Origin of the sequence: Parolsenella sp. LCP21S3_E11, assembly GCF_052118165.1 — a bacterium.
Taxonomy (GTDB): domain Bacteria; phylum Actinomycetota; class Coriobacteriia; order Coriobacteriales; family Atopobiaceae; genus Parolsenella.
Genome location: NZ_JBQKHS010000001.1, coordinates 18,659 through 32,084, shown reverse-complemented (window position 1 = coordinate 32,084; position 13,426 = coordinate 18,659). Strand labels below are relative to the sequence as shown.

25 protein-coding genes and 1 pseudogene are annotated in these 13,426 nt (G+C 60.7%); all 26 read right to left on the bottom strand.

Annotation, left to right across the window (positions count from 1 at the left end; translation table 11 throughout):
• Positions 1–21 precede the first annotated feature (21 nt).
• The 26 genes and pseudogenes from rpsD to rplB all read right to left on the bottom strand — a co-directional run bounded on the left by rpsD (position 22) and on the right by rplB (position 13,353).
• Positions 22–615: a 30S ribosomal protein S4 gene (gene rpsD / locus ACTQ1Z_RS00220; RefSeq protein WP_293814428.1), complete on the bottom strand. Its 594-nt coding sequence runs from the start codon at positions 613–615 to the stop codon at positions 22–24.
• A gap of 19 nt (positions 616–634) precedes the next feature.
• A complete protein-coding gene (gene rpsK, locus ACTQ1Z_RS00215; protein WP_073296226.1) occupies positions 635–1,042 on the bottom strand; it encodes a 30S ribosomal protein S11 in 408 nt (135 codons plus the stop codon).
• A 13-nt stretch (positions 1,043–1,055) separates the two neighbouring features.
• Complete coding sequence (gene rpsM / locus ACTQ1Z_RS00210) at positions 1,056–1,427, bottom strand: 30S ribosomal protein S13 (RefSeq protein ID WP_320679129.1); 372 nt, start codon at positions 1,425–1,427, stop codon at positions 1,056–1,058.
• Positions 1,428–1,441: 14 nt separating this feature from the next.
• A complete protein-coding gene (gene rpmJ, locus ACTQ1Z_RS00205) occupies positions 1,442–1,555 on the bottom strand; it encodes a 50S ribosomal protein L36 (RefSeq protein WP_013252436.1) in 114 nt (37 codons plus the stop codon).
• Between the two features lie 143 nt (positions 1,556–1,698).
• Complete coding sequence (gene infA / locus ACTQ1Z_RS00200) at positions 1,699–1,917, bottom strand: translation initiation factor IF-1 (RefSeq protein WP_293837134.1); 219 nt, start codon at positions 1,915–1,917, stop codon at positions 1,699–1,701.
• 151 nt (positions 1,918–2,068) lie between these two features.
• On the bottom strand, positions 2,069–2,854 hold the full coding sequence (gene map, locus ACTQ1Z_RS00195; protein ID WP_320679124.1) for a type I methionyl aminopeptidase: 786 nt from the start codon (positions 2,852–2,854) through the stop codon (positions 2,069–2,071).
• Positions 2,851–3,477: an adenylate kinase gene (locus ACTQ1Z_RS00190; RefSeq protein ID WP_293814425.1), complete on the bottom strand. Its 627-nt coding sequence runs from the start codon at positions 3,475–3,477 to the stop codon at positions 2,851–2,853. The genes map and ACTQ1Z_RS00190 overlap by 4 nt, the downstream gene beginning before the upstream one ends.
• Positions 3,478–3,599: 122 nt before the next feature.
• Positions 3,600–4,889: a preprotein translocase subunit SecY gene (secY, locus tag ACTQ1Z_RS00185; protein ID WP_441857766.1), complete on the bottom strand. Its 1,290-nt coding sequence runs from the start codon at positions 4,887–4,889 to the stop codon at positions 3,600–3,602.
• A complete protein-coding gene (gene rplO / locus ACTQ1Z_RS00180) occupies positions 4,883–5,332 on the bottom strand; it encodes a 50S ribosomal protein L15 (protein WP_317285435.1) in 450 nt (149 codons plus the stop codon). Before rplO ends, secY begins: the two co-directional genes overlap by 7 nt.
• 10 nt (positions 5,333–5,342) lie before the next feature.
• Positions 5,343–5,528, bottom strand: a complete 186-nt coding sequence (rpmD, locus tag ACTQ1Z_RS00175) for a 50S ribosomal protein L30 (protein ID WP_293814422.1) — start codon at positions 5,526–5,528, stop codon at positions 5,343–5,345.
• A gap of 2 nt (positions 5,529–5,530) precedes the next feature.
• Entirely contained in the window at positions 5,531–6,055 is a 525-nt protein-coding gene (gene rpsE, locus ACTQ1Z_RS00170) for a 30S ribosomal protein S5 (RefSeq protein WP_293814421.1), read from the bottom strand.
• Between the two features lie 12 nt (positions 6,056–6,067).
• Entirely contained in the window at positions 6,068–6,436 is a 369-nt protein-coding gene (gene rplR / locus ACTQ1Z_RS00165; protein ID WP_293814420.1) for a 50S ribosomal protein L18, read from the bottom strand.
• Positions 6,437–6,502: 66 nt separating this feature from the next.
• Entirely contained in the window at positions 6,503–7,039 is a 537-nt protein-coding gene (rplF, locus tag ACTQ1Z_RS00160; protein WP_441857761.1) for a 50S ribosomal protein L6, read from the bottom strand.
• Between the two features lie 28 nt (positions 7,040–7,067).
• Positions 7,068–7,466 carry a 30S ribosomal protein S8 gene (rpsH, locus tag ACTQ1Z_RS00155; RefSeq protein WP_293847343.1) on the bottom strand — a complete coding sequence of 133 codons (399 nt, stop codon included), beginning with the start codon at positions 7,464–7,466 and terminating at the stop codon, positions 7,068–7,070.
• A 114-nt stretch (positions 7,467–7,580) separates the two neighbouring features.
• Positions 7,581–7,766 carry a type Z 30S ribosomal protein S14 gene (locus ACTQ1Z_RS00150; protein WP_073296263.1) on the bottom strand — a complete coding sequence of 62 codons (186 nt, stop codon included), beginning with the start codon at positions 7,764–7,766 and terminating at the stop codon, positions 7,581–7,583.
• Between the two features lie 100 nt (positions 7,767–7,866).
• Positions 7,867–8,427: a 50S ribosomal protein L5 gene (rplE, locus tag ACTQ1Z_RS00145; protein ID WP_293814417.1), complete on the bottom strand. Its 561-nt coding sequence runs from the start codon at positions 8,425–8,427 to the stop codon at positions 7,867–7,869.
• A 408-nt stretch (positions 8,428–8,835) separates the two neighbouring features.
• On the bottom strand, positions 8,836–9,129 hold the full coding sequence (locus ACTQ1Z_RS00140) for a CDP-alcohol phosphatidyltransferase (protein WP_320679115.1): 294 nt from the start codon (positions 9,127–9,129) through the stop codon (positions 8,836–8,838).
• Positions 9,130–9,335: 206 nt separating this feature from the next.
• Complete coding sequence (gene rplX, locus ACTQ1Z_RS00135; RefSeq protein WP_293814415.1) at positions 9,336–9,671, bottom strand: 50S ribosomal protein L24; 336 nt, start codon at positions 9,669–9,671, stop codon at positions 9,336–9,338.
• A gap of 14 nt (positions 9,672–9,685) precedes the next feature.
• Complete coding sequence (rplN, locus tag ACTQ1Z_RS00130) at positions 9,686–10,054, bottom strand: 50S ribosomal protein L14 (protein ID WP_293836256.1); 369 nt, start codon at positions 10,052–10,054, stop codon at positions 9,686–9,688.
• A gap of 84 nt (positions 10,055–10,138) precedes the next feature.
• Positions 10,139–10,405 carry a 30S ribosomal protein S17 gene (gene rpsQ, locus ACTQ1Z_RS00125; protein WP_293814413.1) on the bottom strand — a complete coding sequence of 89 codons (267 nt, stop codon included), beginning with the start codon at positions 10,403–10,405 and terminating at the stop codon, positions 10,139–10,141.
• 20 nt (positions 10,406–10,425) lie between these two features.
• Positions 10,426–10,629: a 50S ribosomal protein L29 gene (gene rpmC / locus ACTQ1Z_RS00120; RefSeq protein ID WP_293814412.1), complete on the bottom strand. Its 204-nt coding sequence runs from the start codon at positions 10,627–10,629 to the stop codon at positions 10,426–10,428.
• Between the two features lie 101 nt (positions 10,630–10,730).
• Positions 10,731–11,144: pseudogene (gene rplP / locus ACTQ1Z_RS00115) on the bottom strand (50S ribosomal protein L16); the annotation flags it as partial.
• The gene (gene rpsC / locus ACTQ1Z_RS00110; protein ID WP_293814411.1) at positions 11,144–11,851 is read right to left on the bottom strand and encodes a 30S ribosomal protein S3; all 708 of its coding nucleotides are present in this window, start codon (positions 11,849–11,851) and stop codon (positions 11,144–11,146) included. The pseudogene rplP and the gene rpsC, both read right to left, overlap by 1 nt.
• 6 nt (positions 11,852–11,857) lie before the next feature.
• Positions 11,858–12,220, bottom strand: a complete 363-nt coding sequence (gene rplV, locus ACTQ1Z_RS00105; protein ID WP_293814410.1) for a 50S ribosomal protein L22 — start codon at positions 12,218–12,220, stop codon at positions 11,858–11,860.
• 14 nt (positions 12,221–12,234) lie between these two features.
• Complete coding sequence (rpsS, locus tag ACTQ1Z_RS00100) at positions 12,235–12,495, bottom strand: 30S ribosomal protein S19 (protein ID WP_293814409.1); 261 nt, start codon at positions 12,493–12,495, stop codon at positions 12,235–12,237.
• A gap of 24 nt (positions 12,496–12,519) precedes the next feature.
• A complete protein-coding gene (rplB, locus tag ACTQ1Z_RS00095; RefSeq protein WP_293814408.1) occupies positions 12,520–13,353 on the bottom strand; it encodes a 50S ribosomal protein L2 in 834 nt (277 codons plus the stop codon).
• Between the last annotated feature and the right edge of the window lie 73 nt (positions 13,354–13,426).

Here is a 13,426-nt window from a genome sequence, read left to right as displayed (position 1 = left end):
GAAACCTCCAACCGATCTCTACTACTTGGAGTAGAGCTCGACGATGAGCTGAGCGTCAATGTCAAGGTCGATCTGATCGCGGGTCGGAAGCTGGAGGACGGTGCCCTGAAGCTTCTCGATGTCGACCTCGAGCCAGGCCGGAACGGCCATGTGCTCAGAAGAGATCAGAGCCTCCTTGATGGGGAGGAGATCCTTGAACTTCGGGGCGACGGCAACGACGTCGCCGGCCTTAACGCGGTAGGAGGGGATATCGACGCGCTTGCCGTTCACGGTGATGTGGCCGTGACGGACGGTCTGACGGGCCTCCTTGCGGGTGCGGGCGAAGCCAAGACGGAAAACCACGTTGTCCAGACGGCTCTCGAGGATGGTCATCAGGTTGTCACCCGTGATGCCCTCGATCTTCAGAGCCTTCTCGTAGTACATGTGGAACTGCTTCTCAAGCACGCCGTAGATGAACTTGGCCTTCTGCTTCTCACGAAGCTGACGGCCGTACTCGCTCTCCTGGCGACGCTGACGCTTGGGCTGGCGGTTCGACTTCTTGTTGATGCCCATCACGATCGGGTCAATGTCGAGCGCGCGGCACCTCTTAAGGACAGGAGTCCTATCCACTGCCATAGTTAGATTCCTTCCTTACCTACACGCGGCGACGCTTGCACGGACGGCAACCGTTGTGCGCGATGGGGGTCTTGTCCTGGATGCTCGAAACCTCGAGGCCGGCAGCCTGGAGGGAGCGGATGGCCGTCTCGCGACCCGAACCCGGGCCCTTGACGAAGACGGACACCTTGTGGACGCCGTGCTCCATAGCCTCCTTGGCGCACGCCTCGGCAGCCATCTGAGCGGCGAACGGCGTGGACTTACGGGAGCCCTTGAAGCCGACCATGCCGGCAGAGCGCCAGGAGATCACGTTGCCCTGGGGGTCGGTGATCGAGATGATCGTGTTGTTGAAGGTGCTCTTGATGTGGGCCTGACCGACGGAGATGTTCTTGCGGTCGGCGCGCTTGATGCGGCCGCGGGCCTGCGCACCCTTCTTAGCAGTAGCCATTAGTCAGTCTCCCCTACTTCTTCTTCTTGCCGCCGACCTGACGCTTCTTACCCTTGCGGGTACGAGCGTTGGTGTGCGTACGCTGGCCGCGGACAGGGAGGCCCTTGCGGTGACGGAGGCCGCGGTAGCAGCCAATCTCCATCAGGCGGGCAATGTTCTGACGCGTCTCACGACGGAGGTCGCCCTCGACGGTGAGGTTAGCATCGATGTAGTCGCGGATCTTGCCGACTTCTTCCTCAGTGAGGTCGCGCACGCGAGTGCTCGGATCAACGCCGGTAGCGGCGCAGATCTTGGAGGCGGCGGTACGGCCGATGCCGTAGATATAGGTGAGTCCGATCTCAACGCGCTTCTCGCGCGGGAGGTCGACGCCGTTAATACGGGCCAACTTGTGCTCCTCTCCTAGCCCTGACGCTGCTTGTGGCGCGGGTTCTCGCAGATCACGTACACCTTACCGTGGCGACGGATGATCTTGCACTTATCGCACATCTTCTTGACCGAAGGACGTACTTTCATCGTTCTTCCTCTCGGTGTGTCTTACTTTCCTATATGAACGCCCAGCCGCTGGCGAGAATATCCAAGGCTGATCACACGCGCCTTGCTCCGCGTGTGGGAAGTACAAAGCCCTTACGGGCATGCGGCTCGCGCCGCAGGGTGCCCTACTTGTAACGGTAGGTAATGCGCCCACGCTGAAGATCGTACGGCGACATCTCGACGACGACCTTGTCACCAGGAAGAATACGGATGTAGTTCATCCTGATCTTGCCTGAAATGGTGCAGAGAATGACATGACCATTCTCGAGCTCAACGTTGAACATCGCGTTGGGCAGCGGCTCGAGAACCTTACCCTCGAGCTCGATTGCGTCCTGTTTGCTCACTGCGCTACCTTTTCCTCGACACATGACACAGCGACTGAACATCATAACGAAAAACCCGCGCCACGTCTACGAGGCGCGGGTTCTCCATAAGATTTTGATTGAAGCCGCCTTCGGTAGTTCATGCCACGAGCATATCGGCTCGTAGTCTGCTCTATTCCCCACCCATCATAGAGCACCAGGGGCCTTCATCATCAGTCGTGAGGATAACAGGGCCGTCTTCCGTAACAGCAACCGTGTTCTCATAGTGAGCCGCCGTTCCGCCGTCGTTGGTGACAACCGTCCAGCGGTTACGGAGCACATGAGATTCATAGCCGTTCATACAAATCATGGGCTCGATGGCGATGACCATACCAGCCTGGAGCTTAACGCCCCTCCCCTTCTTGCCATAGTTGGGGACGTTGGGTTCCTCGTGCATCTCACGGCCAATGCCATGACCGACGTAATCGCGAACTACTCCGTAGCCGTTCTCCTCAGCGAGAGACTGGATAGCATGGCCTACGTCACCAAGGCGATTGCCAGGCACGGCAGCTTCGATGCCAGCCTTGAGACAATCACGCGTGACCTCGCAGAGGCCCTTATCGGCATCGCTGGGCTTACCGCAATAGAACGTCCAAGCATTATCGCCAACCCAGCCGTCAACTACCGCGCCGGTGTCGATGGAAACGATGTCGCCGTCTTCAAGCACGCGCTCTGCGGACGGGATGCCGTGAACGATTTCTCCGTTGATGGAGCAGCAAATGCTAGCCGGGAAACCACCGTAGCCCTTAAATGCGGGCGTGCCGCCATGAGAGCGAATCACGCTCTCGGCCACACGATCAAGCTCAATCGTGGAGACTCCCGGCATAATCATGGCACCCACACGGCGAAGGGTGAGCTTGGAGAGCGCACCCGCAGGTCGCATGGCCTCTATCTGGTCTTGCGACTTAATGATGATCATAGGGCGAGGAGCTCCTTGACATCGGCGTAAACATCATCGACCGGGCGGTCGCCGTCAACGGCCTTGAGAAGGCCCTTCCCCTTGTAGTACTCGACAAGCGGAGCCGTCTGGGACTCATAGACGTTAAGGCGGTTCTGAATGGTCTCGGGCTTGTCATCGTCACGCTGATACATCTCGCCACCACAGGAGGGGCAGACGTCAACGCCGGCAGGGGCGGTGTAGCCGCAATCACGGCAGGTGCGACGAGAAGAGAGGCGCTCGACGATGACCTCGGCCTTGACGTCGACGAGGAGGGCGGCATCAAGGGAAAGGCCCATGTCGGCAAGAGCGGAGTCAAGCGTCACGGCCTGAGCGGTATTACGCGGGAAGCCGTCGAGAATGAACCCCTTCTTGGCGTCATCAGCAGCGAGGCGCTCCTTCACGAGGTCAACAACGAGCTTATCCGGAACAAGCTGGCCAGCGTCCATATACTCCTTGGCCTTGACGCCGAGCTTCGTGCCAGCCTTAACGGCGGCACGAAGGAGGTCTCCAGTGGAGATGTGAGCGACGCCAAACTCCTCGACGAGCTTCTGAGCCTGAGTGCCCTTGCCAGCGCCGGGCGCTCCGAGCAGAACGATATTCATTAGTGCCTTCTTTCTTCACGGGTTGCGAATGGGAAGTACAAGATGAAGCTAGCGTACCGCAAAACAAAAGGGTCGGCACCCTAAGGCGCCGACCCCCTCAAAGATAACTATGAAGAGACTTGTTACTTGATGAAAAGTCCCTCGTAGTTTGCGGTCTTCAGCTGGCTCTCGATCTGAGAAATCGTATCCAGAGCAACACCCACCATGATGAGGATGGAGGTGCCACCGAAGGCCTGGACGAGCGAATTGCCCGTAAAAGTGAACACGATGGACGGCACAACGGCCACGAGGGCGATAAAAATCGCACCAGGGAGCGTGATGTGGTTCAGCACGTTCTTGATGTAAGCGGCAGTGGCAGAACCTGGACGAACGCCAGGGATAAAGCCACCCTGCTTACGAAGGGTGTCCGCGGTCTCATCGGGGTTAAACACCATGGAGGTGTAGAAGTACGCGAAACCAACGATGAGGAGCACGGAGAGAACCCAGTTCAGCCAACCAGAGCTCACGGCGTTAGCAAATGCGTTAATCCAACCCACGCCGGGGAAGAAAACCGCAATCTGAGCCGGGAAGTACAGGATGGCGCTCGCGAAGATGATGGGGACAACGCCAGCGGTGTTGACCTTGATCGGCAGGTACGTCGTCTGCCCGCCCATCATGCGACGTCCGACGACGCGCTTGGCGTACTGCACCGGGATGCGACGCTGGCCGCGCTCGATGTAGACGATGAAGGGCACGACGGCGACGATAAGCACCACGATCATGACGGTCATCAGCATGCCATTGTCAGACGTGCGAAGCGACTGCACGATCGAGGTCGGCAGGCCCGCAATGATGTTCGCAAAGATGATGAGGCTCATGCCATTGCCAATGCCACGCTGCGTGATGACCTCGCCCATCCACATGATGAGGATGGCGCCAGCCAGCATGGAAACGACAACCACGGTGTCCATCAGCCAACCAGGCATACCGGCCTGCGAGAAATCGATGCCGAAGCTCGAGCTCTTAAACAGGAACAGATAGCCCACGGAGTTCAGCAGGGCAAGCGCGACCGTGAGGTAGCGCGTGTACTGCGTAATCTTACGCTGGCCAGACTCGCCCTCGCGAGCGAGGGTACCGAGGCTCGGAATCACGGCCTGGAACATCTGCATGATGATCTGGGCCGTAATGTAGGGCATGATGCCAAGGCAAAACACCGACACGCGGGACAGGGCGCCACCACTGAACAGGTTCAGAACGGCAATCGCGCTGTTAGCGCTGGAGCTCGACTGATATGCCGAGAGCATCCCCTGGAAGGGGATGCCGGGCACGGGGACATAGGCCCCGATCCTGTACAGCACGAGGATGCCCACGGTGAGCAGGATCTTGCTGCGGAGCTCCTTCACGCGGAACGCGTTGAGGAATCCGTTTAGCACGGGAGCTCTACCTTTCCACCAGCGGCCTCGATCTTGGCCTTGGCAGAGGCGGAAACCTTGTCCACCTTGACGGTGAGCTTCTTGGTGATCTCGCCGTTGCCGAGAACCTTCACGAGCTCGTACTCACGCTTGATAATGCCGGCAGCAATAAGGCTGTCGGTATCGACGGTATCGCCATCAGCGAACTTCTCCTCGAGACGGGAGACGTTGACCGGAGCGTACTCGACACGATTGCGGTTGGTGAAGCCGGGGAGCTTCGGGAGACGCATCGCGAGCGGCTGCTGGCCACCCTCGAAGCCGGCACCCTTGCCGCCACCAGAGCGGGAAAGCTGGCCCTTGGTGCCGCGGCCGGCAGTGGTGCCGTGACCGGAGGCGTTGCCGCGACCAATGCGCTTACGTGCCTTCTTGGCGCCCTCAGCGGGACGCAGATCGTTGAGCTGCATGTGATGACTCCTAGTTCTCTTCCACGGTGACGAGGTGCTTGACCTTGAAGATCATCCCGCGGATGCTCTCGTTGTCAGGCTGCTCGACGACGCTGTTGATCTTGTGGAGGCCGAGGGCGCGGACGGTGGCCGTCTGGTCCTTCTTGACACCACAGACAGGGCTCTTGACGAGCTTGATCGTAAGGGTCTTCGCCATGTCTAGTTCTCCTTACCAACGAACATCTCGGCGACGGTGAGACCGCGGCGCTCGGCGGTCTCCTCCGGGCTGGAGAGCTGCTGAAGGGCGTCAACGCCGGCCTTGATGATGTTGAGGCCGTTGCTGGAACCCATCGACTTGGACAGGACGTTCTTGATGCCAGCGAGCTCGAAGAGCGGACGCACGGGGCCGCCGGCGATGACACCGGTACCCTCGATGGCCGGCTTGATGAGGAGGCGCGCGGCGCCAAACTCACCCATGACCTCGTGAGGCACGGAGCCAGTCTCGGTCAGAGGCACCTTGAACATGTTCTTCTTGGCGTTGTCAGACGCCTTCTGGATGGCCAGGGGCACCTCGGCGGACTTGCCCATGCCGAGACCGACGTTGCCCTTGCCGTCGCCAACGACCACGAGGGCGACGAGGGACATACGACGACCGCCCTTGACGGTCTTGGAAACACGGTGGATGAAGACGACGCGCTCCTCAAGCTCGGAGGCTTCGCGCTGCTGCTTCGGGTTACGAGCCATTACAGATACCTCCTAGAACTTCAGGCCCGCGGAGCGGGCGCCGTCTGCGAGAGCCTTGACACGGCCGTGGTAGATGCGGCCGCCACGATCGAAGGTGACGGTCTCGACGCCAGCCTTGAGAGCGCGCTCGGCGATCATCTTACCGACGAACTCAGCGGCCTCCTTGTTGGAGCCGAGGTTGCCGGTGGCACGGAACTCGGCGTCGAGCGTCGAGGCGGTGCAGATCGTCTTGGCATCGACGTCGTCGATGACCTGAGCGTAGATGTGCGCGTTGGTGCGGTGCACGGAAAGACGCGGACGCTCGGCGGTGCCGCAAATCTTGGAGCGGACGCGACGCTCACGGCGCTTGAGGCCGGCTCGCTTCGCCTGCTGCTTGTTCATACCAATCTCCTTAGTCACGCCGTCACCTGACAGGGTGGCGGACTTTTATGACTGCCTTGGCGGTCGCTACTTAGCGGCCTTGCCGAGCTTCCTGCGGATGTGCTCACCCATGTAGTGGATGCCCTTGCCCTTGTACGGCTCGGGAGGACGCTTCATGCGAATCTCAGCGGCAACCTGGCCGACCTGCTCCTTGGAGATGCCCTTAACGTTGATGTGGGTGTTATCGGGGACCTCGAAGGTGATGTTCTCAGGGGCAACGTAGATCACGGGGTGAGAGTAGCCGAGGGAAAGATCAAGATCCTTGCCCTTGAGAGCGACACGGTAACCAACGCCCGTGAGCTCGAGCTGCTTCATGAAGCCCTCGGACACGCCAATGACCATGTTGTGGATGAGGGTACGGGTCAGGCCGTGCTGAGCGTTGGCCTCACGGGTCTCGTCGTTGGTGGCGACGAGGATCTCCTCGCCCTCCTCCGTGATGGTGACGAGATCGGAGAACGTGCGCTCAAGCTCGCCCTTGGGGCCCTTGACGTTCACGGTGGTGTCGTTGACTGTCACAGTGACTCCGGCGGGAATCTGGACAGGCTTCTTGCCAATGCGGGACATAGTGTCTCCTTTCCTATCCTGCCGTGAGTTACCAGATGTAGGCGATGACTTCGCCGCCGACGCCAAGCTTACGAGCGTCGCGGTCGCACATCATGCCCTTGGAGGTGGAGATGACGGCGGTGCCCAGGCCACCGAGGACGCGAGGAAGATCCTCGGCCTTGGAGTAGATGCGCAGGCCGGGCTTGGAAATGCGCTTGATGCCACGGATGATACGGGCGTGGCGAGCGCCGTACTTCAGGGTGACGTGCAGGGTCTTCTGGGGAGTGGTGTCCTCGACGGCATAGCCCTCGATGTAGCCCTCCTCCGCGATGACGCGGGCGACCTCAGCAAGCACCTTGCTGGAGGGCATGCTCACGACGTCCTTGCCGGCGGTGTTGCCGTTGCGGATGCGCGTAAGCATGTCTGCAATAGGATCGGTAACGTTCATTGGGATTCTCCTTCGGTAGGGATGAACCTCTTCGTCCGGTTCACCCGAGCCCTTGGCCGGGATGCCTGGACGGGAGTCTTCCGTCTGCCCTGGGAGCCGCTAGACCTTGTAGGCCTACCAGCTCGCCTTGCGGACGCCGGGAAGCTCGCCCTTGCTCGCGAGCTCGCGGAAGCACACACGGCACAGGCCGAACTTGCGATACACGCTGTGCGGACGGCCGCAGCGCTGGCAGCGGTTCTGAGTGCGCGTCGAGTACTTCGGCTCACGCTGAGCCTTGACGATCATCGATGTCTTAGCCACAAATCCTCCTTCTGGGTGACGGTCGCGCTTTTTGCGCGGCTTTGTCTATGCCGCCGAAGCGGCAACACGCCGCCCGCTCTCGCAGGCGGCGGGATTACCTCTAGTTCTCCTTGAACGGGAAGTTAAAGGCGTCGAGCAGGGCCTTGCCCTCCTCGTTGGTCTTCGCGGTGGTGACGATGGTGATGTCCATGCCGCGGGTGTGGTCCATCTTGTCGAAGTCAATCTCCGGGAAGATGAGCTGCTCGGTGACGCCCATGGAGAAGTTGCCACGGCCGTCGAAGCTCTTGGAGGAGATACCACGGAAGTCACGGATGCGCGGGATGGCAATGCAGATCAGACGATCCAGGAAGTCCCACATACGGTCGCCGCGGAGGGTGACCTTGGCGCCGATGGGCTGACCCTCACGAAGGTGGAAGGTAGCGATGGACTTACGGGCGCGACGGATGGTCGGCTGCTGGCCGGTGATGGTGCGGAGGTCAGCGACGGCACCGTCGATAGCCTTGGAATCGGTCGCGGCCTCGCCGACGCCCATGTTCACGACGATCTTCTCGATCTGCGGAACGGTCATCGGGTTGGTGTAGCCAAACTGCTCGATGAGCTTGGCGCGGACCTCGTCGTTGTACTTGGTCTTGAAACGCGGGACGTACTTTTCCTCAGCCATATTCACTCCTCTTGGGGTTTTAAGCATGGGGTTGGCGCAGGCTGGCAAGCACAACTCCCCTTGCCTGACCGTAAAGCCGCAGGTAGCGACCATAGGTCGATGCCTCGTTATCCTCATGCCTCCTGTCCGACGGCTAATCGGCAGGAGCCTTCACAGTGCAGCTCATAAGGATATGCCTTTACGCAGAGGATTTCTAGTCAAAAATCGACATGATTCCTCTGCACGCTAACCGTTCACGACTAACTCACAACTCGGGTTTAACGAGTTTAGATTACTCGATGTTGGCCTCAGCTTGCCCGCGCTATCGCACTTGGCAGAAGACGTGGACGACCAACACAATAAGACAAGTAGCGGGGCTGACACCCTCACGGATGTCAGCCCCGCTGAGATCTTATTTGACTCTAGCGGTTACTCGGGAACACTCGCATAGAACTCAGCGTCAGCGGCAACGTCTACGAGGGACTTTCCGTCGAACACGGGGAGGTTCATCACCTCGTTGAGCGTAGGAACCAGCTCGGAGCAATCCGTAAAGTGGCCCTTATCATTGAGGTTCGCACAATCTTGGACGCGCCAGTACCCATCAGTGTGGGTGACGTAATACGTGGCGTCATTGACCTTGGTAAAGACGCGGGTGTTCGAGCGGAGGTAGCCCTCGAGCGTGTCGGGGCCGATCTCCAGCTTCTCCTCTGCCATCACTCCCATGGTCGCTCCCTTCGTCTGGCCGCGAGGACATTCTCGCCGGCGCTTCCCTTTGCTTTAGCGTCCCCCACTTCGCTGGTCCTATCCACCGCTCACCCGTGAGCGGCTCTATAAATCGCGGAGCGGTTTTGCGCATAGCGGGGAAGCAACAAAAAAGGCGCCCCGACAATGGGGCGCCTTCAGAAGCGAACTAGCGGAAACCACTCAGATTACTTCTTGTACGGGTCGGGGATGACCTCGCCGGACTTCTTGGCGTAACGGACCTTGGTGCCGTCCTCCTCGAAGCGGTAGCCGACGCGCGTGGGCTTGTCGGTCTTGGGGTCGATCAGCGCGACGTTGGAGACGTCGATGGGCATCTCCTTGTTCACGAAGCCACCCTGCTGGTTCTCCTGCGTCGGGCGGACAGCCTTCTTGGCGACGGCAACGCCCTCGACGACGACCTTGCCCTCGGAGGGAAGGGCGCGCACGACCAGGCCGCGCTTGCCCTTGTCCTTGCCAGAGAGGACCTCGACGGTGTCGCCCTTCTTGATCTTCATCTTAGCCATAGTGGCGACTCCTTCTAAAGCGTCTCAGGTGCGAGCGAGACGATCTTCATGTACTTGTGGTCGCGCAGCTCGCGGGCGACAGGCCCGAAGATACGGGTGCCCACGGGGCCGCCGTCCTTGTCGATCAGGACGCAAGCGTTCTGATCGAACTTGATGTAGCTGCCGTCCTTGCGACGGTTCTCCTTGGCGGTGCGGACGACGACGCAACGAACGACGTCACCCTTCTTCACGGAACCACCCGGAGTGGCCTCCTGCACGGCAGCGATGATGACGTCGGCGAGGCCGGCGTAACGACGCTTAGAGCCGCCCAGGACCTTAATGCACCTCACACGCTTGGCGCCGGAGTTGTCGGCGACGGTGAGCATGGTCTGCATCTGAATCATTGCTAAATCCCTTTCAAGAGCTCGTCCGGTACAGAGGTGCGCCCACACGAGCGACGCACATGTACCAGAAGAGGGCCTTGGCTGTTACTTGGCTTCCTCAACGACCTCGACGAGGCGCCAACGCTTCGTCTTGGACAGGGGGCGAGTCTCCATGACCTTGACGGTGTCGCCGACCTTGGCGACCTGCTCCTCGTCGTGGGCGTGGAGCTTCTTGGACATGGTGATCATCTTGCCGTACTTGGGGTGACGCTTACGGTTGCTGATCGTCACAACGATGCTCTTGGCACCGGAGATAGAGGTGACGACGCCCGTGCGCACCTTGCGCTGATTGCGAGCCTCGGTATCGCTCATGTTCTTCTCCCTAGACTCTTCTACTTCGCCTCAGCGGCGATCTGGCGGGCGCGCATCTCGGTGAGAATGCGGGCAATGTCACGCTTGACGTTGGTCACGCGAGCCGTGTTGTCCAGCTGGCTGGTGGCCATCTGGAAACGCAGGTTGAAGAGCTCGGCGCGGCCGTCCTCAAGCTTCTTGGCGAGCTGCTCGTCGGAGAGCTCGCGAATCTCTGCGGGCTTCATTAGTTATCCTCCTCCGCGGTGGCAACACCATTAGCAGCGTCCTCGGCGGCCCACTTGGCCTCGAGCTCGGCCTCGGCCTTCATCTCGGCCTCAGCGCGCTCCTCGGCGTCCTTGGCGATGACGATCTTGGTCTTGATGGGGAGCTTGTGCTGGGCAAGACGCAGGGCCTCGCGAGCAACCTCCTCCGTCACGCCACCGATTTCGAACATGATGCGGCCGGGCTTGACAACGGCCACCCACTCCTCGGGGTTACCCTTACCCTTGCCCATGCGGGTCTCGGCGGGCTTCTTGGAGATGGGCTTGTCCGGGAAGATCGTGATCCAGACCTTACCGCCACGCTTCATGTAACGAGTCATGGCGATACGAGCGGCCTCGATCTGACGGTTGGTGATCCAGTGAGCCTCGAGGGCCTGGATGCCGTACTCGCCGAAGTAGAGCTGGGTGTTGCCCTTAGCCTGGCCCTTCATGGAGCCACGCTGAACCTTGCGGTGATTGATTCGCTTAGGTGCGAGCATTAGTTGCCCCTCCTCTCATTGCGACGACGGGGACGAGAGGAGCCCTCGAGAGCCGGCTGCGGCTTGGGCTGGCCGGGGAGCTTCTCGCCCACGTAGATCCACACCTTGACGCCACAGGCGCCCATGGTGGTGCGAGCGGTGGCCTCACCGTAGTCGATGCAGGCGCGGAGGGTGTGCAGGGGCACGCGACCCTCGCGATACCACTCGCGACGGCCAAGCTCGGCACCGCCGAGACGACCGGAGCACTGAATACGGATACCCTTGGCGCCAGCCTTGCGAGCGGACTGCACGGCCTTGCGCATGGCGCGACGGAAGGCGATACGCTGCTCGAGCTGATCGGCGATGGACTGGGCAACGAGGGAGGCGTCGAGCTCGGGGCGCTTGACCTCGATGACGTCAACGTTGACCTGGCCCTTGGAGACCTTGGCAATCTTCTCGAGCTCAGAGCGGAGACCGTCGATTTCGGAGCCCTTCTTGCCAATGACGATGCCCGGGCGGGAGGTGTAGATGGTGACCTTCACCTTGTCGCCAGCGCGCTCAATCTCAACACGAGAGAGACCGGCGTTCTTGAGGCGCTTCTCCAGGTACTTGCGAATCTCGAGGTCATTGCCGAGGGTGGTGGCGTAGTCCTTGTCGGCGTACCAACGGGAGCGCCAGTTCTCGGTGACTCCGAGGCGGAAACCAGTGGGGGAAACCTTCTGACCCATGTGGCTTTACGCCTCCTTTCGGGGAGCGACGGTGATGGTGATGTGGCTCGTGCGCTTATTGATGCGGCTCGCGGAGCCCTTAGCGCGCGGACGGATGCGGCGGAGCGTCGGGCCCTCGTCGACGTAGGCGGCCACGATCACGAGGTCGTCGGGACGGAAGCCCTTGTTCTGATAGGCGTTGGCCACGGCGGAGCGGAGAACCTTCTCCACGTCGACGGCGACAGCGCGCTCAGAGAACTGGAGGATCTCGTTGGCACGAGCAACGGACTTGTTGCGGATGAGATCAACGACAAGACGGGCCTTGCGCGGGGCGACACGGACGTACCTGGCGGTCGCAGAGACCCAGTTCGGGTTGGTGTTCTTAGCCATTTGTCAGTACCCCCTTAAGCCTGCTTGTGACCACGGAAGGTGCGGGTCGGGGCGAACTCGCCCAGCTTGTGACCAACCATGGACTCGGTGACGTACACAGGGACGTGCTTGCGGCCATCGTGGACGGCGATCGTGTGACCGACCATCTCCGGGAAGATGGTGGAGGAACGCGACCAGGTCTTGATGACCTCCTTCTTGCCAGCCTCGTTCATCGCAGCGACACGCGAAAGGAGGCGAGTCTCCACGAACGGGCCCTTCTTGAGACTTCTGCTCATAGGTGCTTTCTCCTACTTCTCGCGTTACTTCGTCTTGCGACGACGGATGATGAGGCGGTTGGTGACCTTCTTCGGGTCGCGGGTCTTCTTGCCCTTAGCCGGCTTGCCCCACGGGGACACAGACGGACGACCAGAGGTGTGGTTCTTGCCCTCGCCGCCGCCGTGCGGGTGGTCGACCGGGTTCATGACCGTACCACGGACGGTCGGACGGACGCCGGCCCAACGGTTACGACCAGCCTTGCCGATCTTGATGTTGGCGTGCTCAGCGTTGCCAACCTCGCCGATGGTGGCGCGGCAGGTGATGAGGACGCGGCGCATCTCGGAAGACGGCATACGAAGGATGGCGTAGCCGCCCTCCTTGCCCATCAGCTGGCAGGAGTTACCAGCGGAACGGGCGATGGCAGCGCCACGGCCGGGCTGGAACTCGACAGCGTGGATGAGCGTACCGACGGGAATCTCGGACAGCGGCATGGCGTTGCCGGGCTTGATGTCGGCGCCCTCGCCAGAAACGACGGTGTCGCCGACGTTGAGGCCCTTCGGGCAGAGGATGTACGCCTTGGCGCCGTCAGCGTAGTGAAGCAGCGCGATGCGAGCGGAACGGTTCGGGTCGTACTCGATGGTGGCAACCTTGGCGGGCACGCCATCCTTACGACGCTTGAAGTCGATAACGCGGTAACGACGCTTGTGGCCGCCGCCCTGGTGACGGGTGGTCACGCGACCGTTGTTGTTGCGACCGGCCTTCTTCGGCAGCGGCTCGAGAAGCGACTTCTCGGGCTTGTCCGTCGTGATCTCGGCGAAGTCCGAGACCGTCTGGAAGCGCCTGCCTGCGCTGGTCGGCTTGAGGTGCTTAACTCCCATGTTACTTTCCCTTTCTTAGGTCCGTTGGCCATCCCGCTCAAGGGATGAGGCCTTGCAGCCGTTATCGGCAGTG